The sequence below is a fragment of the Tsukamurella ocularis genome, assembly GCF_965138335.1.
Taxonomy (GTDB): Bacteria; Actinomycetota; Actinomycetes; order Mycobacteriales; family Mycobacteriaceae; genus Tsukamurella; species Tsukamurella ocularis_A.
This window is the reverse complement of the sequence record NZ_CBCSDV010000005.1, coordinates 69,591-91,092: the sequence shown is the minus strand read 5'-3', so window position 1 is coordinate 91,092 and position 21,502 is coordinate 69,591. Positions and strand designations below refer to the sequence as shown.

Annotated in this window: 22 protein-coding genes and 1 pseudogene; 11 read left to right on the top strand and 12 right to left on the bottom strand. The window is 72.1% G+C overall.

Annotation, left to right across the window (positions count from 1 at the left end):
- The 3 genes from ACNAYW_RS07045 to ACNAYW_RS07035 form a co-directional block, all read right to left on the bottom strand.
- The coding region (locus ACNAYW_RS07045; RefSeq protein ID WP_415848997.1) for a condensation domain-containing protein at positions 1–1,684 on the bottom strand (1,684 nt) is incomplete at its 3' end.
- A 27-nt stretch (positions 1,685–1,711) separates the two neighbouring features.
- Positions 1,712–1,912 carry an MbtH family protein gene (locus tag ACNAYW_RS07040; protein WP_415848996.1) on the bottom strand — a complete coding sequence of 67 codons (201 nt, stop codon included), beginning with the start codon at positions 1,910–1,912 and terminating at the stop codon, positions 1,712–1,714.
- The gene (locus ACNAYW_RS07035) at positions 1,909–2,145 is read right to left on the bottom strand and encodes a phosphopantetheine-binding protein (protein WP_415848995.1); all 237 of its coding nucleotides are present in this window, start codon (positions 2,143–2,145) and stop codon (positions 1,909–1,911) included. Before ACNAYW_RS07035 ends, ACNAYW_RS07040 begins: the two co-directional genes overlap by 4 nt.
- A gap of 156 nt (positions 2,146–2,301) precedes the next feature.
- Here ACNAYW_RS07035 and ACNAYW_RS07030 point away from each other — a divergent pair, with 156 nt between their 5' ends.
- Entirely contained in the window at positions 2,302–3,198 is an 897-nt protein-coding gene (locus ACNAYW_RS07030) for a siderophore-interacting protein (protein ID WP_415848994.1), read from the top strand.
- Positions 3,199–3,247: 49 nt separating this feature from the next.
- Here ACNAYW_RS07030 and ACNAYW_RS07025 read toward each other — a convergent pair whose 3' ends face one another.
- Genes ACNAYW_RS07025 through ACNAYW_RS07010 form a run of 4 tightly spaced genes read right to left on the bottom strand, consistent with a single transcriptional unit; the run spans position 3,248 to position 6,942 of the window.
- On the bottom strand, positions 3,248–3,637 hold the full coding sequence (locus ACNAYW_RS07025) for a universal stress protein (RefSeq protein ID WP_415848993.1): 390 nt from the start codon (positions 3,635–3,637) through the stop codon (positions 3,248–3,250).
- Positions 3,638–3,673: 36 nt separating this feature from the next.
- On the bottom strand, positions 3,674–5,101 hold the full coding sequence (locus tag ACNAYW_RS07020) for a sugar porter family MFS transporter (protein ID WP_415848992.1): 1,428 nt from the start codon (positions 5,099–5,101) through the stop codon (positions 3,674–3,676).
- Positions 5,102–5,128: 27 nt separating this feature from the next.
- The gene (locus ACNAYW_RS07015) at positions 5,129–5,911 is read right to left on the bottom strand and encodes a TIM barrel protein (protein ID WP_415848991.1); all 783 of its coding nucleotides are present in this window, start codon (positions 5,909–5,911) and stop codon (positions 5,129–5,131) included.
- Positions 5,908–6,942: a Gfo/Idh/MocA family oxidoreductase gene (locus ACNAYW_RS07010; RefSeq protein WP_415848990.1), complete on the bottom strand. Its 1,035-nt coding sequence runs from the start codon at positions 6,940–6,942 to the stop codon at positions 5,908–5,910. The genes ACNAYW_RS07015 and ACNAYW_RS07010 overlap by 4 nt, the downstream gene beginning before the upstream one ends.
- A gap of 145 nt (positions 6,943–7,087) precedes the next feature.
- Here ACNAYW_RS07010 and ACNAYW_RS07005 point away from each other — a divergent pair, with 145 nt between their 5' ends.
- Positions 7,088–8,074, top strand: coding sequence for a LacI family DNA-binding transcriptional regulator (locus tag ACNAYW_RS07005; protein WP_415848989.1), 987 nt, complete (start codon positions 7,088–7,090; stop codon positions 8,072–8,074).
- Between the two features lie 30 nt (positions 8,075–8,104).
- Here ACNAYW_RS07005 and ACNAYW_RS07000 read toward each other — a convergent pair whose 3' ends face one another.
- The gene (locus ACNAYW_RS07000; protein WP_415848988.1) at positions 8,105–9,136 is read right to left on the bottom strand and encodes an iron-siderophore ABC transporter substrate-binding protein; all 1,032 of its coding nucleotides are present in this window, start codon (positions 9,134–9,136) and stop codon (positions 8,105–8,107) included.
- 117 nt (positions 9,137–9,253) lie between these two features.
- Here ACNAYW_RS07000 and ACNAYW_RS06995 point away from each other — a divergent pair, with 117 nt between their 5' ends.
- From ACNAYW_RS06995 to ACNAYW_RS06955, 9 genes and pseudogenes are all read left to right on the top strand, one after another.
- The gene (locus ACNAYW_RS06995; RefSeq protein ID WP_415848987.1) at positions 9,254–10,555 is read left to right on the top strand and encodes a lysine N(6)-hydroxylase/L-ornithine N(5)-oxygenase family protein; all 1,302 of its coding nucleotides are present in this window, start codon (positions 9,254–9,256) and stop codon (positions 10,553–10,555) included.
- Positions 10,555–11,490, top strand: a complete 936-nt coding sequence (locus ACNAYW_RS06990) for a methionyl-tRNA formyltransferase (RefSeq protein WP_415849096.1) — start codon at positions 10,555–10,557, stop codon at positions 11,488–11,490. Before ACNAYW_RS06995 ends, ACNAYW_RS06990 begins: the two co-directional genes overlap by 1 nt.
- Before the next feature lie 16 nt (positions 11,491–11,506).
- Entirely contained in the window at positions 11,507–12,256 is a 750-nt protein-coding gene (locus ACNAYW_RS06985; RefSeq protein WP_415848986.1) for an SDR family oxidoreductase, read from the top strand.
- The gene (locus ACNAYW_RS06980) at positions 12,253–13,932 is read left to right on the top strand and encodes a (2,3-dihydroxybenzoyl)adenylate synthase (protein WP_415848985.1); all 1,680 of its coding nucleotides are present in this window, start codon (positions 12,253–12,255) and stop codon (positions 13,930–13,932) included. The genes ACNAYW_RS06985 and ACNAYW_RS06980 overlap by 4 nt, the downstream gene beginning before the upstream one ends.
- Positions 13,929–14,552, top strand: coding sequence for an isochorismatase family protein (locus ACNAYW_RS06975; protein ID WP_415848984.1), 624 nt, complete (start codon positions 13,929–13,931; stop codon positions 14,550–14,552). The genes ACNAYW_RS06980 and ACNAYW_RS06975 overlap by 4 nt, the downstream gene beginning before the upstream one ends.
- On the top strand, positions 14,549–15,637 hold the full coding sequence (locus ACNAYW_RS06970) for an isochorismate synthase (RefSeq protein WP_415848983.1): 1,089 nt from the start codon (positions 14,549–14,551) through the stop codon (positions 15,635–15,637). The genes ACNAYW_RS06975 and ACNAYW_RS06970 overlap by 4 nt, the downstream gene beginning before the upstream one ends.
- 2 nt (positions 15,638–15,639) lie before the next feature.
- A pseudogene (locus ACNAYW_RS06965) lies at positions 15,640–16,297 on the top strand (ABC transporter transmembrane domain-containing protein); the annotation flags it as partial.
- Between the two features lies 1 nt (position 16,298).
- The coding region (locus ACNAYW_RS06960) for an ATP-binding cassette domain-containing protein (protein ID WP_415848982.1) at positions 16,299–17,349 on the top strand (1,051 nt) is incomplete at its 5' end.
- Complete coding sequence (locus tag ACNAYW_RS06955) at positions 17,346–19,124, top strand: ABC transporter ATP-binding protein (RefSeq protein WP_415848981.1); 1,779 nt, start codon at positions 17,346–17,348, stop codon at positions 19,122–19,124. The genes ACNAYW_RS06960 and ACNAYW_RS06955, both read left to right, overlap by 4 nt.
- A 191-nt stretch (positions 19,125–19,315) precedes the next feature.
- Here ACNAYW_RS06955 and ACNAYW_RS06950 read toward each other — a convergent pair whose 3' ends face one another.
- From ACNAYW_RS06950 to ACNAYW_RS06935, 4 genes are all read right to left on the bottom strand, one after another.
- Positions 19,316–19,639 (bottom strand): DUF202 domain-containing protein, encoded by a 324-nt coding sequence (locus ACNAYW_RS06950; protein ID WP_415848980.1) that lies wholly within the window; start codon positions 19,637–19,639, stop codon positions 19,316–19,318.
- Positions 19,636–19,962: a YidH family protein gene (locus ACNAYW_RS06945; RefSeq protein ID WP_415848979.1), complete on the bottom strand. Its 327-nt coding sequence runs from the start codon at positions 19,960–19,962 to the stop codon at positions 19,636–19,638. The genes ACNAYW_RS06950 and ACNAYW_RS06945 overlap by 4 nt, the downstream gene beginning before the upstream one ends.
- 75 nt (positions 19,963–20,037) lie before the next feature.
- Complete coding sequence (locus ACNAYW_RS06940; protein ID WP_415848978.1) at positions 20,038–20,766, bottom strand: enoyl-CoA hydratase/isomerase family protein; 729 nt, start codon at positions 20,764–20,766, stop codon at positions 20,038–20,040.
- Positions 20,767–20,842: 76 nt separating this feature from the next.
- Positions 20,843–21,265 (bottom strand): acyl-CoA dehydrogenase family protein, encoded by a 423-nt coding sequence (locus ACNAYW_RS06935; RefSeq protein ID WP_415849095.1) that lies wholly within the window; start codon positions 21,263–21,265, stop codon positions 20,843–20,845.
- Positions 21,266–21,502: the final 237 nt, after the last annotated feature.

Here is a 21,502-nt window from a genome sequence, read left to right as displayed (position 1 = left end):
CGGCGCGGAGCAGCCGGGCGGTGCGGTGCACCCGGTCGGCGAGCTCGCCGAACGTGAGCCGCTCCGCGCCGTGCACCAGAGCGAGGGCCGCGGGAGCGCGGCGGGCCTGCGCGTCCAACGCGGCGGGCACGTCCTGCGCCGGATGGGCGGATTCCGCTGTGCGAGAACCCTCGATCAGTGCGGTGCGCAGATCCTCCGGGACCAACTCCACCTCGCCCACCGCGGGGGCGGCGGGCGAGGAGAGCTCGGTGATCAGGGTCGTCACCGCATCGAGCCGGCCCTGCACCTGCTCCTGCGTCGCGGAGCGGGCGTCCACCTCGAAGCCCAGCAGCAATCCGTCACCGCCGGCGCCGCCCTCGACGCCGCCCTGATTCGGCCCGCTCGCTCCGCTCCCGGCGCCGCCCTGATTCGGCCCGCTCGCTCCGCTCCCGGCGCCGCTCCGATTCGGCCCGCTCGCTCCGCTCCCGGCGCCGGACGTGGGGATCACGCTGAGCCCGTAGTCCTCCGGCGGCCCGCCCGCCACGTTCCGCATCGTGCCGGCGGAGCCGGCGAAGTCGAGCGTGAGGTCGAAGGCCTTGAGGTTGATGCCGCGCCCGTGCAGCAGCGCGCCCACGTTCGGCGCACCCAGGTCCCGCGGGAGATCCTCGCCGCGGTAGCGCTGGTGCTTCCGCATGCGGCGCATCGTCTCCGCCACCCGGGTGCTCAGGTCGGCGAGGCGGTCCTCGGCGCGCACCGCGATGCGGAGCGGGAGCACGTTCACGGCCATCGCCGGGGTGCGCAGCGCGACGCCGCCGCTGCGGCACATGAGCGGCATCGCGAAGACCACGTCGGACTCCCCGAGCGTCCGGTGCAGGAAGGCCGCGTAGCAGGCGATGAGGGCCTCGCCCCAGGTGGTTCCGGACTCGTCCGCCACCCGCCGCAGCGCGTCGACGACATCGGAGGAGAGCTCCGTGCGCGCCACGTGGACCGCGCCCGCCGGACCGTCGACGCCGGGGCGATCCGGCAGCTCGGGCAGGGGCGTCAGCTCGTCGCGCCAGTAGGCGCGGTCGGCCTCGTGCCGCTCGCTCGCGCGGTACTCCTGATCGGCGGCGACGAACTCGGCGAACGAGCCGAACGGCGACTTCGGCGGCTCGGCGCCGGAGACCAGCGCCGTGTAGTGCGCCGCGACGCGGCGCGAGAGCATCGCGGCGGAGTAGCCGTCGAACACGAGGTGGTGCCCCAGCTGCGTGTACCAGGCCTCGGTGTCCGAGAGCCGGAGGACCCGGAAGGCGAACAGGTCGCGATCGGTCATTCCCGCGCACTCCGCCGCCAGCCGGGCGCGCTCGACGACGACGGCGGCCTCGGCCGCGGCCCGCGGATCGGCCTCGCCCCGCAGGTCGACGACCTCCGGCTCGGGCGCGGCGGCATCGTCGATCCATTGCCGCGGGCCGTCCGGGGTCTCGACGACGCGAAGCCGCAGGCTGCCCGCCTCGGCGACGGTGCGCGTGATCGCCGCGCGCAGGGCGTCGACGTCGACGACGGTGTCGCCGACGATCTCCAGAACGTCGCCCACCACGTAGTACGGCGAATCCGGTTCCAGCCGTTGGGCGTTCCAGATCCCGTGCTGCGCCGCGGTGAGCGGCAGCAGATCCGGTGCGTCGGTGCCGGCCGGAGCCGGGGAAGGGGCGGCCTCTGCGAGGGTCACGTCGGGGGCTCCTGAGCGGTGGTTCGGCTAGCGGGGGAGATCGGCGCGCTGCGGGCGGAGGTCCGTCCACGCGGCCTCGATGTGGCCGCGGCAGTCCTCGCGCGACGCCGGGCCGAACTCGACGGTCCAGCCGGCGGGCACCTCGGCGAAACGGGGCCACAGCGATCGCTGCTCCACCGCGTTGCGCAGGACCAGGAAGCCGGCGTCCGGCTCGTCGAACGGGTTCATCCGCCCACCACGAGCTGCTGCCAGTGCGCCAGCTCCGGCTGCTCGGCGAGGTCGGGGAACTCGAGCTCCGCGGCGCCCGCGTCGCGCCAACGCTGAATCAGCGTCATGACCCGCACCGAGTCGAGGCCCAGGTCGAAGAGGTTGTCGTCGTCCGCGATCGACTGCGCGGGCACCTGCAGCAGCTCGGCGACGTCGGCGCGCACGCGGTCTGCGGTCAGCGGGGAGGTGGACATATCGGAAACCGTCTCCTTGGGGTAATCTGCGGTGCGGTCAGGTAGGTAAGCCTACACTTTGCTGTTGAGTCGCTTGCGTGCCGGACCATGCCGCCGTCCCGTTCGCCGCGGTGCGTGCTCGATCCGCGCCGCGGCCCGACCCGTCCGGAGTGACCCATGAAGTGGAACGATTTCGTCCTGACCCTCACCGCGACCTCGCAGATCGCGGAGAACCTGCTGCGCCTCGAGTTCGAGGTGGGCGGCGGCACCGCCGGGGGCTACGTGCCGATCTCGCCGGGCGACGAGTCCATCGCCTTCTACTTCTCGCCGGACGGCACCGAGCTGACGGCCCGCCCATCGGACGATCCGGGTGCACTCGGCGGCTGGGAGATCGCCGACCCCGAGCGCAGCCTGGGCCACCGGAACTACTCGGTGCGTGCCTACGACCCCGCGACCCGGCGCATGCTCGTCGACGTGGCCGAGCACGGCCACGGCCCCGCGATCGAGTGGTTCCGGGCCGCGCGCCCGGGGTGGCGGCTGCTCGCCGCCGGGCCCCGCTCCTGGTACGACCCGGCGGACGACGCCTCCCGGCACGTCCTCGCCGGCGACCTCGCGGCGCTGCCCGCGCTCGCCCGGATCCTCGAGGAGACCCCGCCCGACGCCGACGTCACCGTGATCGCCGAGGTCCTCGATCGCAGCGAGATCGCCTACCTCCCCGAGCGTCCCGGCACGGAGATCATCGAGCTGATCGGCACGGGCAACGGCGCCGCACCGAGCCGCCTTCCGGAGGCGCTGCGCACCGTCGACCTGCCGACCGACGGGTACCTGTGGCTCGCGGGGGAGGCGGCGGACACCCGCGCCGCGAAGAAGCACGTGCGAGGGTTGGGCTGGGCGCGCGACCGCGCCGACGTCGTCGGCTACTGGCGTCATGACGCCGAGGCGTGGACCAAGCGCTTCGAGGCGGCGGGCGAGGAGCGGCTGCGGGCGGTCTTCGCCGAGGCCCTCGCCGCGGGCAAGTCCCGCGACGAGGCGACCGACCTCTATGAGCAGGCGCTGGAGGCCGCGGGGCTGTAGCTGCACACGAAATCCTGTCCTCCGGGTAGGCCCGGCAGGATTGCGGCCCTTACGGTCTCGCTGAATGCTCCGACTCGGGAAGCGGCGGAACCTTGACTGCCAGCACGGGGACGGGACTCTGGAGCAGGAGCCTCTGGCTGATGCTGCCCAGCACGAGCTTACCGACCGGGCTGCGCCGCTTGATGCAGATGACGAGGCGGGTTGCGGAGCGTTCCTCGATCTCGTCGAGTACGGCGTCGACGGGGTCTCGGTCACCTCGTCCGAGGCGTTCGACGACCGATACCGCGATTCCCTCGGGGACGATGCCATCGAGGCGTAGCGGGGTGAGTCCGACGTTGACGACGACGAGGTCGCCGCCGATGCGGCGTACCTCTTCGAAGGCGGCGGTGAGGGCGGTACGGCCTTCAGCGCTTTCCGGCACGGCGACGACGATCGTCATGAGCTGACTGCTTCCTTTCCGTGGGTGTTCTGGGGATCAACGGAATTCGCCCCGTGCGAAGTGCTCTTCGAGTTCTTCGAGCGATTTGCCGCTGGTGTTGGGCAGCATCTTCCAGAGGAAGGCGATACAGATGAGACCGAGGACGAAGAACACGAGGTAGGAGCCGGTGAGCCCGGTGAGCGCGAGCATGATCGGGAAGCCGTAGGTCAGGGCGGCGTTGGTCACCCACAGTGCGAAGACCGCGACGCCCATGCCGAATCCGCGCAGTCGCAGGGGGAACATCTCGGACAGGCACACCCAGACGGGGACGTTGAGCATGGTCTGCATCGCGAAGACGAACAGGCCGATGATCGCGAGGATGAGGTACGCCTTGACGGTGCCTTCGGGAAGGAATCGAGCGGCGCAGACGATGAGTCCGTGGCAGACGGTCGTTGCGATGAATCCGCCGATGATCAGCGCACGTCGGGGTACACGGTCGATGAGGACGAACAAGCAGATGATGGATCCGACGACGCCGAGAACACCGGGGACCGCCGCGTTGACGACGAGGGCGGTGCCCTTGTCGAAGCCGGCGGTGATGAGGAGCTGCTGACCGTAGTAGAGCACCGAGTTGATTCCAGTGCACTGTTGGGCGATCGCGAGACCGACGGCCGCGATCAGGAGGCGGCGGACCCACGGGACGGCGAGGTCCGCCGCGCCACCGGTCTGGGCGAGCCGCTCCTCTTCCGCGAGATCCTCGACCTCGTCCATTTCGGCCCGTGCACGGTCTTCTGTCCGCACCTGCATGAGGACTGCGAGGGCCTCGTCGTGTCGTTGCTTGGAGATCAGCCATCGGGGCGACTCGGGCATCCGCAGCATGCCGACGAAGAGGAAGACGGCGGGGATGGCGCAGACGGCGAGCATGTACCGCCAGACGCCGGCGTGCTCGCCCCACACGTTGCCGATGATCGCGTTGACGACGAAGGCGAGCAGTTGCCCGAAGACGATCACGAGTTCGTTGCGCCCTGCGAGTGTTCCGCGTCGTTCGGTCGGTGCGAGCTCGGCGAGATAGACGGGTACCGTCACCGATGCACCGCCGACGCCGAGGCCGAGGATGAACCGGGCCGGGATCATGACTCCGAGATTCGGTGCGAAGACCGCGCCGAAAGTGCCGACGAAGAACACCACGGCGAGGATGGTGAGCGTCTTCTTCCGGCCGAGCGCATCGTTCATGCGGCCGCCGACCACGGCGCCGACGGCGGCGCCGACGAGGAGTGCGGCGCCGACGAGTCCTTCGGTGGTCGACGTCAGCCCGAGGTCACGGGTCATCGGCTCGAGAGCGCCGTTGAGGACCCCGGTGTCGTACCCGAAGAGCAGGCCGCCGAATGTCGCGACGACGACGATCAGGTCGAGCCGACGCTGATGCGGCCCGGGCCGCAGCGGTGGCAGCTTGCGGGCTGAGCCGGGTGTAGTGCTGTGGGGCATGGTGGTTCCAGTTCTCGGAGGGGTGGGTCAGAGCGCTGCTGCGAACGCGGCTTGGAAGGCGTCGAGCGCTGCGTCCGGGTCGCCCGATGCCCAGGCCTCGAGTCCGACGACGCCGTCGTAGTCGAGCCGTCGCAGGGCGGCGGCGACAGCGGCGTAGTTGATCTCGCCGGTGCCGGGTTCGCACCGTCCGGGCACGTCCGCCACCTGGATCTCGCCGATGTACGGGAAGGCCTCGGTCACGAGCTCGATGAGGTTCCCTTCGCCGATCTGTGCGTGGTACAGGTCGAGGTTGAGCCGGAGGTTCGGGTGGTCCACCGCTTTGACCAGAGTCAACGTGTCCGCGGCGCGCGCGAACGGCGTCCCGGGGTGGTCGACCGCGAGGTTCAGGTTCTCCAGGACGAAGATCCTGCCCTCGGCCTCGCCGAGCGCTGCGACCTCACGCAGGGTGTCGGCCGCGCGCAGCCACATCGCGGGTGTGACGACCTCGACCGGGCGGACGGGCAGTCCCTTCTCGCCCAACCCCGTCCCGTGCAGATTCAGCCGGGGGCAGTCGATCACCTCGGCGGCCTCGAGCGACTGGCGTGCCGTCGCGATCAACTCCGCGCGGCCTTCGTCCGACGTGAGATCACCGCGGAGGTAGCCCGTCATCGACGAGAACTCGGCTCCCGATGCAGCGAGCGCATCGAGGTCCTTGGACGACCAGTCCCAGATCTCGACGAGGAGCCCTCGCTCGGCGATCCGCTCGACGCGCTCGATGATCGGCAGGTCCGTGTACAGCATCTCCGCGCACGCGGCCAGACGCGCGCTCACGCCGTGACCTCCGCGCTGATCGAGGCGATGTCGACGGTCGTCCCGGTCTCGACGCTGCGGATCGCGGCGAGCGCGATCCTGAGCGCGTTGCGGGCGTCCTGCCCGGTGACCGTGGCGGGCCGCCCGGTGCGGACCGCGTCGACGAAAGCGCCGAGCTCACCGAGGTAGGCGGCGTGCAGCAGATCGGTGTCCAGGCGGGAGGTGTCGACAGCGATCCCGTCGGGCCCGCTGTAGGTCATGTCGGTCCGGCGGATGTCGCCGGCGGTCACCATGCCGCCGGAACCGAACACCTCGGCCCGCACGTCGTAGCCGTAGACGGCGCAGAAGCTGGCCTCGGCGGTCGCGATGGCCCCGTTGTCGAAGACGATGGTCACCACCGCGGTGTCCAGGTGCCCGGAGTTCTTGGCATCGGGGCGGACGAGTGCGTCCGCGTGGGCCGTGACGGTGACCGGCTTCGCGCCGGGGTTGAGGTGGGCGAGCGCGTCGAAGTCGTGGATCAGGGTCTCCAGGAAGATCGTCCACTGCGGGATCCGGGCGGGATCAGCGGTGAACGGCCCGGGGTCGCGGGTCAGCGAACGCAACAGCTGCGGCGTCCCCACCCGCCCGCTGTCGATCGCACCGCGCGCCGCGGCGAATCCCGGTGCGAACCGCCGGTTGAAACCGACCTGCAGCACCACGCCGGCGCTGTCGGCCGCCGCGATCGCGCGATCGGCATCGGCGAGAGTCACCGCCATCGGCTTCTCCACGAAGACGTGCTTGCCGGCCTGCGCCGCCGCTACGACCAGATCGGCGTGGGTGCGCGCGGGCGTGGTGATCACGACGGCATCGACGTCGTCGCGGCCGAGCACCGCGTCGGACGACCTCTCGGACTCCACCCCCAGCCGGGACGCGAGTGCGTCGGCGCTCGGCGTCGGATCCGCGACGACCACCAGCTCCGCGTCCGGAATCTCCCGCGCCAGCAGCTCCGCATGATTGGCGCCGATACGGCCCGCCCCGATCAGCGCGACTCGAACAGGTGCTTGGTTCGGCATGAAGCCTCCTTGAGGAACTAGAACGTTCTAGTAGTACGATCTAGTCGATGTTAGCCACATCACTCCCGCGGGGTCAATACCGCGACCGATCCGGGCGCGCGATGATGGAGTGCGAAACAGCGAGCGGTGAAGGAGGGGCAGGCGGATGGCGCGACGTCCCACGATGGCCGATGTCGCCACCGCGGCCGGGGTCTCGACGGCGCTCGTCAGCATCATCTTCCGCGACGCCCCGGGCGCGAGCGACGAGACCCGCGAACGGGTCAAGCGGATCGCGGACGAGCTCGGCTACGTACCCGACCGCCATGCGCAGAAGCTCCGGCAGGCCCGGTCGGGGCTCATCGGCGTCACGTTCGAGCTCCAGCAGCCCTTCCACGGAGACCTCGTCGAGCAGTTGTACCCGCAGGCGTCGAGCCGGGGCTACGACCTGGTGCTCAGCGGAATCGCCCCCACGCGTGACGAATCCGCAGCGCTCGACGCCCTCGTCCGCGAGCGGTGTGAGGCTGTCATCCTGCTCGGCTCCCGGCTGACCCCCGAGGAGTTGGACCGGCTCGCCAAGAAGGTTCCGGTGGAGGTCGTCGCACGCGCGCCCGGCACCGACGCCGTCGGCGCGGTGCGCATGAACGACGGTGCCGGCATCACACTCGCCGTCGACCATCTCACCGGCCTCGGCCACCGCAGGATCGCGTACATCGATGGCGGCGACGCCCCCGGCAGCGACGACCGAGCCGCCCGATTCCGTTCCTACACCGACACACTCGGCGTGGACGGTCTCGTCGTGCCGGGCGGATCGACGGAGACCGACGGCGTCATCGCCATGACGCGCCTACGCCACGAAGAGCGCTCGGTCACTGCGGTCATGGCCTTCAACGATCGGGTCGCGACCGGCGTGCTCGATGACCTACTCCGCAATCGCATCGGGGTGCCCGACGATGTTTCGGTTGTCGGCTACGACGACTCACGACTGTCCAGGCTCGGCCACATCCGACTCACGACGATCGCGCAGGCCACCGAGCGGATCGCGGCGGAGACCATTTCCAGCGTTATCGACCGTCTCCACGGAGGCTCCCCGTCCGACGTAGTGCTGTCGCCGCACCTCATCGAACGACGGACGACAGGGCCGGCGAAGGCCTGACGCAGTGTCGGCGCGCTGCGTGGTGCCGGCTCAGCCGGCGTTCTTCGCCGCGGTCGACAGCGCGGGCACGTACCGATCCAGCAGCCACGGCAGGTCCAGCACGTTGGGCGAGCTGACCGCGAAGACCAGCGGCGGATCCGTGAGCGGCACGTAGGCCTTGCGCTGCACGGCCTTCAGGCTCGCGAACGACGGGTTGCCCTCGGTGGCACTGCGCTTCGCGGGGTCGAGGTACCACGAGGTGAGCACGTCGGCGTTGTACTTCGGCACGTTTTCCCAGCTCACCGGCGCCGCGAACTTGCCCGCCGGGGTGGCCTCGCGCAGCGCGGCCAGCTCGGGCAGCAGGGTGAAGCCGAAGCCCTGCAGCAGCTTCACCCGGGGATCGGTGTCGAAGTAGAAGTTCAGCCCGTCGGCGGTGGTGCCGCTGGCCGCCGCCACCGTCTTCCCGGCGAACTCCGGGTGCGCGGTCTTGACCTCGGCGATCCGCTTGTCGGTGTCCGCGATCAGGGTCTTCGCCTCGGCCTCGCGGCCCAGGGCCTTGCCGACCAGCGTGGTCTGGTCCTGCCACGAGGTCTGCCAGTTGCGGCCCGGCTGCGCCACGGTGGGCGCGATCTTGCTCAGCTGCGCGTACTGGTCCGCGGTGAGGCCGGACTGGACCGACAGGATCACGTCGGGCTTGAGCGCCGCGATCTGCTCGAGCGGCAGCGACTGGCTCGACTCGGGCAGCAGCACGGGCTTCGCGTCAGCGAGCTTCTCCTGTACCCACGGCATGATTCCGCCGCCGCCCTCGCCGAGCTCCGATTTCATGTCGCGCATCCCCACCGGCGTGACGCCGAGGGCGATCGCGGCCTCGGTGCTGCCCCAGCCGAGCGTGACCACGCGCTCGGGCCGGGCCTTGATCTCGGTGGTGCCGAGCGCGGAGACGATCGACACGGGGAAACCCGCGTCGTGCTGCGCGTGCTCGTCGTTCGACGAGCCCGAACCGCAGGCGGCGGTGCCCGTGACCAGGGCGGCGAGAGTGGCGAGCGTCAGGGCGGTACGAGCGATGCGGGATGACCCGAACACGGTTTCTCCTCTTCCATGAGTTGCCTGTGTCGAGGGACACAGACGTTCGCACGACTGGCGAACAGTTCCTGCTTTCAGGTATGCCTATCCTATCCAAGTTAACGACGAGGGAGATACATGGGACAGCAGCACGCGATCGCCGATGTCGTCGGGATCGGGGCCGGACCGTCGAATCTGGGGCTCGCCGCAGCCCTCGACGAGCGGAACCGGACGGGCCTTCCGCCGCTGTCGATGACGATCCTCGAGCGCAAACCCGCCTTCGCCTGGCACCCGGGCATGCTGCTCGACGGCGCCACGATGCAGATCGCCTTCCTCAAGGATCTGGTGACGCTCCGCAATCCGCGCAGTCCGTTCACCTTCCTGAGCTACCTCGAGGCCCGCGGCCGGCTCGTCGACTTCGTCAACCATCAGACCTTCTTCCCGACTCGCGTGGAGTTCACCGACTACCTGTCCTGGGTCGCCGAGAGCGTCTCCGCGCGGATCGACTACGGCACCACCGTCACGGACGTCGAGCACATCGACGGCGCCGTCGACGGTGCGCGCTGGCTCGTCCGGTACACCGGCCCCGACGGTGACGGTGCGCTGCGCGCCCGGTCCGTCGTCGTGGCCACCGGCCTGCGCGAGCGGCTGCCGGAGTGGGCCCAGACCGGTCCGCGCCTGTTCCACAACCACCGGCTCCTCGAGCACCTCGCCGCGGCGGATCTGGATCCCGCGGCGCCGCACCGCTTCCTGGTCGTGGGTGGCGGCCAGAGCGCCGCCGAGGTCGCGCAGTACCTGCACCGCACCTACCCGGCCGCCGTGGTGGAGAGCGTCTTCAACTCCTACGGCTACCAGCCCGCCGACGACAGCCCGTACGCCAATCGCGTCTTCGATCCCGCGGCCGTGGACGACTTCTACGGCGCCCCCGCCGAGGTGCGGAGCGAGCTGATGACGCGCCACGCCACCACGAACTACGGCTGCGTCGACCTCGAACTGATCAACGAGCTCTTCGCCGTCGAGTACCAGGAGAAGGTCTCGGGTCACCGTCGCCTGCTCATGCGCCCCGCCACGGTCGTGACCTCGGCGGTCGCGTCCGACGCCGGGGTGCGGGTGACCCTGCGCGACCGGATCGCGGGCGCGACCAGCGGCGAGGACTACTCGGCCGTGGTGTGCGCCACCGGCTTCCGCTCCATCGGCGTCTCCGACGTGCTCGCCGGGTGGGACGTGGCGCCCGAGCGGATGCAGGTGGGCCGCGACTACCTGCTCGCCATCGACGGCGAACCGCTCGACGGCCTATACGTCCAGGGCGCTACCGAATCCACCCACGGCCTCGGTTCGACGCTGCTGTCGAACGTCGCCGTCCGCGCCGGCGAGATCCTCGACGGGATCGTCGCCGATACCAGCCTGACCAATGGCCTCGCGGCCGCGAAGGGAGCATGATGCGCGTCGTCACCTTCGGCTTCCAGACCTGGGGCCACCGCACGCTGTCCGCCGTCCTCGATGCCGGCCACGAGGTCGCGCTCGCCGTGACCCACCCCGTCTCCAACAATCCGTACGAGATGATGTGGAACGACTCGGTCGAGGAGCTGGCCGCCGAGCGCGGCGTGCCGGTGCACCTCGCGAAGAAGCCCGACGAGGCTCTCTACGAGGCGGTCTCGGCCGCGGAGCCGGACATCATCGTCGCCAACAACTGGCGCACCTGGCTGCCGACGTCGATCCACTCGATGCCGCGACTCGGCACCCTCAACATCCACGACTCGCTGCTCCCCAAGTACGCCGGCTTCTCGCCGCTGATCTGGGCGCTCATCAACGGCGAGACCCACGTGGGCGTCACCGCACATCTCATGGACGAGGGCCTCGACACCGGCCCGATCATCGCGCAGGAGTCCGTCGCCGTCGGGCCGAAGGACCGCACCGTCGACCTGTTCCACCGCACCGTCGACCTGATCGGCCCGCTGGTCGCCCGCTCGCTCGGCGAGCTGGAGGCCGGTACGGCGCAGCCGATCCCGCAGGACCCCGCCGCCGCCACGTACTTCCATAAGCGCTCGGACGCCGACAGCGCCATCGACTGGTCCTGGCCCGCCGACGCCATCGAACGGCTGATCCGGGCCCAGTCCGATCCGTACCCGAACGCCCACACCGTCTTCCGCGGCGAGCGGCTCGCGATCACGGCGGCCTCGGTCTCCACCAAGCGCTACGGCGGCACGCCCGGACGCGTCTGCGTGCCCGACGGCGACGGCATCGCGGTCGTCGCGGGACCCGATGCGTGGCGCGGCGGCAACCCCGCCCTCATCGTCGAGACGGTGCGCACCGCCGACGGCGCCGAGCACCCCGCCGCGAAGATCCTCGGCGACTCCGGCGCCTATCTCGGCTGAGCCGGGGGAGCGAGACATGCACGCATTCATCACCGGCGCCGCGTCCGGGATCGGCGCGGCGACCGCCCTGCGCCTCGCGCGTCGCGGCCCCGTCGCCCTCGCCGACCGCGACGCCGACGGGCTCGTGGCGACCGCGCGGGCCGTGACCGCGGCCGGCGGCGTCGCCACCTCGCACGTCCTCGACGTGACCGACGCGGACGCCGTCGCCGCGGCGCTCGACGCCGCCGAGAAGGCCGGCGGGCCCGTCGACGCGCTCGCGCACTGCGCCGGGATACTGGTGGCCGGGCCGGTCCTCGACACCGCCGCCGACGACTGGGCCGCGGCCCTGGCCGTGAACCTCACCGGCACCGTCCACGTGCTCACCGCCGCCGCCCGGCGGATGGCCGAGCGCGGCACCGGCGCGGCCGTGGTCGTCGGCTCCAATGCCGGGAACGGCCCGCGCGTGGGCCTCGGCGCCTACGGCGCGTCGAAGGCCGCCGCGCACAACGCGACCCTGACCCTCGCGCTCGAACTCGCGGGCAGCGGCGTGCGGATCAACGTGGTCGCGCCCGGTTCCACCGCCACGCCCATGCAGACCGCCTTCGGCGGCGCGGCCGCCGCCGAGGCCGCGATCGCGGGCGACCTCACCCGGCACCGGCTGGGCATCCCCCTTGGCCGGATCGCCGATGCCGACGACATCGCCGGCGCGATCGACTACCTGCTCTCGCCCGATGCGCGGCACGTGACCGCGCAGGTACTCACCGTCGACGGAGGCGCCACCGTATGACCAGCACCCGGATCCGCTACTTCCCCGAGGAGTTCGCCGCGCGCTACCGCGCGGCGGGCTACTGGACCGGCGAGACCTTCGCCGCCTTCCTGCCGGACGCGGCCGCGCGGTTCGGCGATACCGAGGCGCTGGTCGCGCAGGACGTCGCGGGCGAGCCGGTGCGGCTGAGCTACCGCGACCTGGACGACGCCGCCGCGGCGACCGCCGCCGGACTGCGCGCCCGCGGCATCGCCGAGGGCGACCGCGTCGTGCTGCAGCTGCCGAACACCGCCGAGTTCGTCACGACGTTGTTCGGGCTCTTCCGGATCGGCGCCGTCCCCGTGTTCGCGCTGCCCGCGCACCGCCGCAGCGAGCTCGTGCACTTCGTGCGCACCGCGGGGGCGAAGGCCCTGATCACCGCCGCGACGATCAACCGCTTCGACCACCGCGGCCTCGCCGCGGTCGTCGCCGAGGAGACGGGCATCGAGGCCCTCGTCGTCGACGACGCGCCGTTCGTCGCGCTCGGCGCCGGGAGCGGAGCGAGCGGGCCGAATCAGGACAGCGCGGACGGGACGCCGGTCACCGTCGACCCGGAAGCCCTGGCCTTCCTGCAGCTCTCGGGCGGCACCACCGGCGTGCCCAAGCTGATCCCGCGCACGCACGCCGACTACCTGTACTCGGTGCGCGAGTCCGCGAAGATCTGCGGCCTCGGCCCCGGCACGCGCTTCCTGGTGGTCCTGCCCGTGGCGCACAACTTCCCCATGAGCAGCCCCGGCATCCTCGGCGTCCTGTGGGCCGGCGGCACCGTCGTGCTCGGGACGGACCCGGCACCGTCGAAGTCCTTCCCCCTGATCGAGGCGGAGCGGGTGACCATGACCTCGCTCGTGCCGCCGCTCGCGATGCTCTGGCTGCAGGCTCGGGGCGGCGAAGGTGCCACCGCGACAACGGATCTGTCCAGCCTCGACGTGCTGCAGGTGGGCGGCGCGAAGTTCCCGCCCGAGGCCGCGCGGCGCGTGACCCCCGAGCTCGGCTGCCGCCTGCAGCAGGTCTTCGGGATGGCAGAGGGGCTGGTCAACTACACCCGCGACGACGACCCCGAGGACCTCGTCCTCGGCACGCAGGGCCGCGCCATCTCGCCCGACGACGAGGTGCGCGTCCTCGACGACGACGGCGCGCCCGTCGCGCCCGGCGAGCCGGGGCTGCTGTGGACCCGCGGGCCGTACACCATCCGCGGCTACCTGGGCGGCGTCGATGCCGAGTCCTTCGACGCCGAGGGCTTCTACCGCACCGGCGACATCGTGCGCCGGCTGCCGAGCGGGCACCTCGTGGTCGAGGGCCGCGCCAAGGATCAGATCAACCGCGGCGGCGAGAAGATCGCCGCGGAGGAGGTGGAGAACCACCTCCTCGCCCACCCGCTCGTGATCGATGCGGCCGTCGTGGCCGTCGCCGACGCGTTCCTGGGGGAGCGCACCTGCGCCGTGGTCCTCACCGGGGACGAGCGGCCGACCGTGCCCGAGCTGAAGAAGTTCGTCCGCTCCCGCGGCGTGGCCGAGTACAAGGTGCCCGACCGGGTGGAGTTCGTGGACGAGTTCCCCACGACGGGCGTCGGCAAGATCAGTCGCCGCGAACTGCGGCGCGCGCTGGCGGACCGCCTCCGGCGCGAGGACGAGGCGCGTACGAACGAGGAGAAGCTGTGAGCCTGCCCAAGACGGTCGTCTACGACCTGCCCGAGATCGAATGCGCCGACACCGTCGACTGGACCGTCGAACCGGCGCGCGCCGTCCTGCTCATCCACGACATGCAGGAGCACTTCGTCGGCCCGTTCGAGCGCGACGCGGAGCCGCTGCGCACCGTGGTGCCGAACATCGTGGCGCTGCGTGCCGCGGCCCGCGCCGCCGGCGTGCCCGTGGTGTACACCGCGCAGCCGGGCGACCAGGACCCCGAGGAGCGGGCGCTGCTGACCGATTTCTGGGGCCCCGGCCTGAAGACCGCGAACCAGGACATCATCGGCGAGCTGACCCCGGCCGACGACGACGTCCTGCTCACCAAGTGGCGCTACAGCGCCTTCGCCAAGTCGGACCTCGCCGAGCGGATGCGGGCCTGGGGCCGCGATCAGCTGGTGATCGCGGGCATCTACGCCCACATCGGGATCATGACCACCGCGCTCGACGCCTTCATGCGCGACGTGCAGCCGTACGTGGTCCGCGACGCCGTCGCCGACTTCTCCGCGCAGGATCACGCCAACGCGCTCACCTATGTAGCGGGCCGATGCGGCAGAGTGGAGACTACGGGCAAGGTTCTGGAGGCACTGCGATGACGGCGAGCACGAGCGGGGAGAGCGACCATCCGCATTTCCTGCTGACCGCCGCCGGGCAGCGCCTGGCCGCCCGCGGCACCGCCGCGACCTTCACCGACCCGCACGCCGCGGCCGCCGCGCTGCGCGCCGGCACGGCCCCCGCAGTGGTGGGCGCCCTGCCCTTCGACCTGGCCGATGCCGCCGCGCTGACGGTGCCGGCGCACTTCGGCGACCTCCCCGCCACAGTGGCAGGGTCCGCCGCCGAGCTGCCCACGTTGACCCCTACCGCCCAGCACCCCGCCCCGGCCGAGCACGTCGACCGGGTGCGCCGCGCCATCGCGCTCATCGACGACTCCGCGCTGCGGAAGGTGGTGCTGGCGCGCGCCGTCGACTTCGAGGCGGACGCCCCGCTCGATCCGCTCGCCGTGGCCGCCGCGCTGGAGCAGCGCGACCTGGAGGGCAACGCCTTCGCCGTCGACCTCGGTGCCGCCGGCGACGCCTACCGCGGCCGCTGGCTGGTGGGCTCGAGCCCGGAGATCCTCGTCGGACGGATGGGCAGCACCGTCTTCTGCCACCCCTTCGCCGGCACCGCCACCTCGCCCGAGGGTCTGCTGGACTCGGAGAAGGACCGCGAGGAGCACGCCTACGTCGTCGACGAGATCGCCTCCGCGCTCGCGCCGCTGTGCGCCGAGCTGGACGTGCCCGCCGCGCCGTCGGTGACGCGCGCCGGGCCCGTGTGGCACCTCGGCACCAAGATCGAGGGCCGGCTCGCCGACCCCGCGACCAGCGCGCTCGACCTCGCGCTCGCACTGCACCCCACGCCCGCGGTGTGCGGCTTCCCGCGGCGCACCGCCGCCCGCGCGATCGCCGACATCGAGGGCGAGCGGGGTTTCTACGCCGGCGCCGTCGGCTGGACCGCGGCGAACGGCGACGGGCACTGGCGCGTCAGCATCCGGTGCGCCGAGCTCGACGGTGCGCGGCTGCGCGCCTACGCGGGCGGCGGCATCGTCGGGGCGTCGGATCCGCAGGCCGAGCTGGCCGAGACCCGCAACAAGCTGCGCACCGTGCTGGGCCCGTTCCGGCTCACCGAGACCGCGCGGAGCTGAGGATGGCGGACTGGACCGGCAGCCGCCTGCCGGTGTTCTTCGAGGCGCCCGAACAGCAGCCCGATCACCGGCCGATCGCGGTCGACGCCGACACCACGCCGCGGCAACTGGTGCTGCGGACGATGCTCGGCGACCGGGCGCGGACGCTGCCCGCGGGCCTGCTCATCGTCGGCCATCAGGTCGGCGAGGCGCTCGTGCCCGTGGTGATGGGCCTGGCCATCGACCGGGCCGTCCGGACCGGGGACTGGGCAGCCACCCTCCGCTGGGTGCTCGTGCTCGCGGTGCTGTTCGCCTTCCTCTCCTTCAGCTTCCGGTTCGGTTCGCGCATCGGCTTCCTCGGCATGAACACGGTGCAGCACCGGCTGCGCACCCAGGTGACCGAACGGATCCTCGATCCGCGGGGCCTGGGCGGCGGACATCCGCCGGGGGTGCTGCTGTCCATCGCCACCTCCGATGTGCAGCGCCTCGCGATGTCGGTCGCGCTGGGGCTCTACCCCGTGGGCGAGCTCGCGGCGATCGTCTTCTGCGGCGTCGTGCTGCTGTCCGTCTCCTGGCAGCTGGGCCTGCTGGTACTGCTCGGCGCGCCCGCGATGCTCTGGTGCCTCGACAAGGCGGGCGGTTCCCTGCGCGCCCGCACCGAGGCCGAGCAGCGCGCCGCCGNCGAGGCCGCGGGCGCCGCGGCCGACCTCGTCGCCGGGTTCCGCGTGGTCAAGGGCATGCACGCCGAGGCCGAGGCGGGCCGTCGCTATCGGTCGGCGAGCGCCCGCGCCCTCGCCGCCGTGATCCGGGCCCGCCGCTCCGAGGGCGCGTACGTGGCCGCGATGGAGGCCGTCGCCGCGGTCTTCGTGGTGCTGGTGGGCGTGCTCGCCGGGGTCATGACGGTCCACGGCGACCTCACCGTCGGCCAGCTCATCACCGTCGTCGGCCTCACCCAGGTGGTGATGGCGCCGCTGCAGGCCATGGGCACCAACGTCGGCAAGTTCTGGGTGGCGGGCAACGCCTCCGCGAAGCGCGTGCTGATGGTGCTGCAGGCGCCCTTCGCCCGCGACGAGGGCACCCTGCACGCGCACGACGGCGACGACGTCCCCGTGCGCCTCACCGGCGTCCCCGCGGGGGAGGGCGTCGTCGACCTGGAGTTCCCGCCCACCGGCGTCACCGCCGTGGTGTGCGGCGCCGAGACCGCCGCCGCCGCGACCGCGCTGCTCGCGCGCTCCGGGGCGCCGCGGCCCGGCGCCGGGGTCACCGTCGGCGGCACCGACCTGTACACGCTCACCCAGCCCGCCGCGCTGCGCACCGTGCGCGTCGCGCCGCACGCCACCACCCTGTTCGAGGGCACCGTCGAGGAGAACGTGGCCGCCGGCGGCGCGCCCGACCGGGTGGCCGCGGCCCTGCTCGCCGCGGCCTGCGACGACGTCCTCGAAGTCCTGCCCGACGGGCTGCAGACCTCCGTCGGCGAGGCCGGGCGGCTGCTCTCCGGTGGCCAGCGGCAGCGCATCGCACTGGCCCGCGCGCTCGCCACCGACACCCGCACCCTGGTGCTGGTCGATCCCACCAGCGCCGTCGACTCCGTCACCGAGGCCGCGATCGCCGACCGGCTGGGCGCCGCCCGCGCGGGCCTGGCCACCGTCGTCTTCACCGGATCCCCGACGCTGATCGCCGCGGCCGACACCGTGCTCACCGTGAGCCCCACCGGAGCGGAGGTGCGCGCATGAGCGCCCCGGTCACGACCGGCGCCCTGCCCGTCGCCGACGGTGCCGAGACCTTCCGCTACGCCCGCGGGTTGCTCGCCGGCAAGCGCGGCGCGCTCGCGCTCGTCTTCGCGGTCCTGCTCGTGGGCGCCGCCCTCGGGCTCGCCGTGCCCTGGGGCTTCGGCGCCATGGTCGACGTGGCGATCGACGGCCGCGGCTACCGCGACGTGCTGCGGATCGGCGGGGTCGTGGCCGTCGCAGCGACCGCCTCGGCGGCGTTCACCGGCATCGGCATCGCCCTGACCGCGCGACTCTTCGAGACCGCGCTCGCCAGGCTCCGCGAGTCGATGGTGGGCGCCGCGCTGCGGCTGTCCCAGGCGCGCGTCGAGGAGGCCGGCTCCGGCGACCTCGTCTCCCGCGCGACCGACGACGTCGGCGTCGTCAGCCAGGCCATCTCCCGCGGCGTCCCCGCGCTCGCGCGGTCCGGTTTCTCGGTCGCCGTCACCGTCGCCGGGTTCGCGGCGCTCGACTGGCGCTTCCTGCTGGTGGTGCTCGTCGTGCTGCCCGTCTACGCGCTCGGCGCCCGCATGTACGTGCGGACGGCGCCGCCGGTGTACCGCGCCGAGCGGGCCGCCATGGCCGAGCGGGCGCACCACATGCTGGGCTCGATCCGGGGGCTGCCCACCGTGCACGCCTACGACCTGATGGACCGCGCCGGCCTGCGGGTCGGCGACGGCTCCTGGCGGGTGGTGCGCTGGACCATGCGTGCCCGGATCGTGCAGAACCGCCTCTTCGGCCGGGTCAACCTCGCGGAGTTCGTCGGCATGGCCGCGATCCTCCTGCTCGGCGTCGCCCTCGTCGACGGGGATCTCGTCTCCGTCGGCGCCGTCACCACCGCGATGCTGCTCTTCCTGCGCCTGTTCGGACCGATCGGCGCGCTGCTCCTGGTGATGGACGACATCCAGTCCGCGGGCGCCTCGCTCGCACGCATCGTCGGCGTGATCCGGCTCGGCGACGAGGACGCGGCCACGGCACCGTCGGGCGCGGTGCCCGTGCGGGACGCGCCGCCCGCGGTCGAGGTCGACGGGGTCGTCTTCGGTTACGGCGGCGGGCGCCGCGTGCTCGACGGGGTGTCGGTGCGCCTGCAGCCGGGGGAGACGGTGGCCGTGGTCGGCACGTCCGGCGCGGGCAAGACGACCCTCGCCGCGCTCATCGCCGGCGTGCACGTGCCCGACGCGGGCACGATCCGGATCGGCGGCACCGACCTCGCGAGCCTCCCGGATTCCGCCGCGCCGGTGCTGCTCACGCAGGACGTGCACGTCTTCGCCGGCACCCTCGCCGAGGACCTGCGGATGGCGGCACCGTCGGCCTCCGACGACGACCTGCGCGCCGCGCTGGAGCGGGTAGGCGCAGCGGCGTGGGTGACGGAGCTCGGCGGCGGGTTCGAGGCCGGCCTGGAGACCGTGGTCGGCGCGGGTGGGCACGCGCTCACGCCGCAGCGCGAGCAGCAGCTGGCGCTGGCGCGCCTCGTGCTGCTGGACCCGCCGGTGGCGATCCTCGACGAGGCCACCGCCGACGCCGACAGCGCCGACGCCGACGTGCTCGAGGAGGCCGCGCAGGCCGCCCTGGCCGGGCGCACCGCCCTCGTCGTGGCGCACCGGCTCAGCCAGGCCGCCCGGGCCGACCGGATCCTGGTGATGGACCGCGGCGCCGTCGTCGAACAGGGCACGCACGACCAATTGCGGAGTGCGGGCGGACGGTACGCCCAGCTGTGGGCCGCGTGGAGCCGACACCGGTGAGTGCGCCCTCCTGTTGATCCTCCCGCCCGGAGGCGGCCGCCGGGTGCCCGGAGCCGGGGTGGGCCGTTCCGTTCGATGCCCACAGGTCGTCGGCCTCGGGATTCTTCCAGGACCCGGGCGCCGCAGCCGTGGCACCACGGTCACCACGACCTCAATCGCGAGCACTTCGGCATCGCCGAGGTCGACGTCGATCAGGGCCAGAGCAGGGTGACGGTGTGCGCGACGGCGGCCGCCGCTACTGCGAAGGTCAGTCCGGCCACGACTGGGCCGGGCACCGTGTCGAAACCGGACCGGAGGCGGACCCGAACGGCCAGGACGACGGTGACGGCAGCGGCGCACGGCAGCGCCATGACGCCGACCAGGGCCGCGGGCGGTAGGTGGAGCGCCTGGCGGGTCACGATCGCCATCAGCCCCGCGGCAGCAAGAGCCGTTCGTCGCCAGGCCAGTCGTGTACGTTCCGGTTGCAGGCCCGGATCTCTCGGCCCGGAAGGTGTTCGCGGGCCAGGACCGCTCACGCGACGATCACCGCGAGCAGCATCACCATGCAGATTCCGACGGCCAGCGCGAGTGTCAGGGCGTGGTGGGCGTTGCTCGGCAGGGCGCGATTCATCCGCAACGCACGTTCCGTGCGGTACCAACCACGCCACCCGGCCCACGCCGCGACACCCGCCGCAGTGGTGAGTACGACTGCGGCCGTCGTCGTGAGATAGCCGGGGACCGGCAGCCGAACGGCTTCGAGGACGACGGCGCTGGCGAGCAGCCCCAGAGCCGTGCGGATCCACGCGAGGAAGGTGCGTTCGTTCGCCAAGGAGAACCGCGGGTCCGGTTCAGTCCCCACCCCGAAGACGCCACTGGGCCAGCGATTCGGTTCGTCATCGGTCCGGCTCGTCTCGCTCATTCCAGGGACTTCCGCTCAGCGCACCCGTGCCGGTGCGAACTCCGTGGGCGCAGCCATGTCGCCCGCCTGAGCGATTCCAGCGAGGAGGGTGCGCATATCGGTGGGATACGCGGCCGAGAGGGCGGCGGCGGTACGGGACGCACCGGACGCGGGATACCGTGCGAGCTGTCCGGCGACTTCTCGTGCCCGATCGGTCAGTTCGCTCGCCGGGTGGACCGCCGCGGCGATCGACAGACGCAACAGCTTGTCGGCCGGGATCCGGTCGCCGAGGAGGCAGATCTGACGAGCCACGGCTTGTGGGTGCCGCAGCGCCAACCAGGCGATGCACACCGGTGCTGCCAGACCCTGCTTGATCTCACCGACCTGGAGGAAGGCGTCGTCCGAGACGAGCAGGACATCCGCAGACATCGCCAGTCCCGCTCCGGCGTTGACCATCGCGCCCTGCGCGGCGATCACGATCGGAACGGCGGACTCGGCGAGCCGACAATGTATTTCGGTCCACAGGGGCATCCATTCGGCGAATGCGGATGGGCCGTTCAGATCGTCGAGATCGAGGCCCGAACAGAAGGAGGGTCCCTCGGCACGGATCAGGAGCACCCGTGTCTCCGGATCACTGAGTGTCGAGTCCAGGGCGGAGAGCATCGCCCGTGCGGTGTCCCGGGTGAGCGCGTTCCGTCGCGCGGGCATGTCCAGCACCATGTCGACGATGCCGTCGCGGGTGGTGACTCGCGGGTTGTCAGTCACGACGATTCTCCGTTGTTCTCGTTCAGGTCGGGTGGGGTGGGGCCGGAGTGACCGATGTCGGACCCACGGGTGTTCGTCACGCGGGTAACAGGCGTTCGGCGACGCCGCGCCGCGCCGCGCCGGTTCCTCCGAACAGGGCGGCGGCGGCGCGAGAGCGACGGATGTGCAGGTGACAGTCCATTTCCACGGTGAACCCGATTCCGCCGTGGATGTCGAGCGATTCGGCGGCATTGCGGATGTAGGCAGGGCCGCACCACACTGCGGCGACGTCGACCGCCTCCGCAGCGTCGGCGTCACCGGCGTCGAGCAGGTCGGCGGCCTTGCGCACCGCCACGTACGCGGACTGGGCGCGCTGGAACATCACGGCCATCCGATGCTTCGGCCCCTGGAAGGACCCGATCGCACGGCCGAACTGGTACCGGTCCTTGGCGTAGGCGACGGCGTCGTCCAGGCACCGTCGGGCCCCGCCGGCCTGTTGCGCCGCCAGCGCGAACCGCACCTCGAGGGACACACGGTCCAGCGCCGCGGTCACGTCGTCGCCCACGGCNNCNNCGCGACTCTCAGCGTCGGCGAGGCGCACGGAATGCTGCGGCCGACGCAGGTCCAGTGCACGGTCGTCCGGGATGGCGGTCACGGAGTCGATGTCGCCGGAGACGAAGAGCAGCTCCGGCCGCGCGGGCGTCCCGCCGATCACCAGGTAGTCGTCGGTCACCGGTCCCGGCAGCGCTTTCGCGGT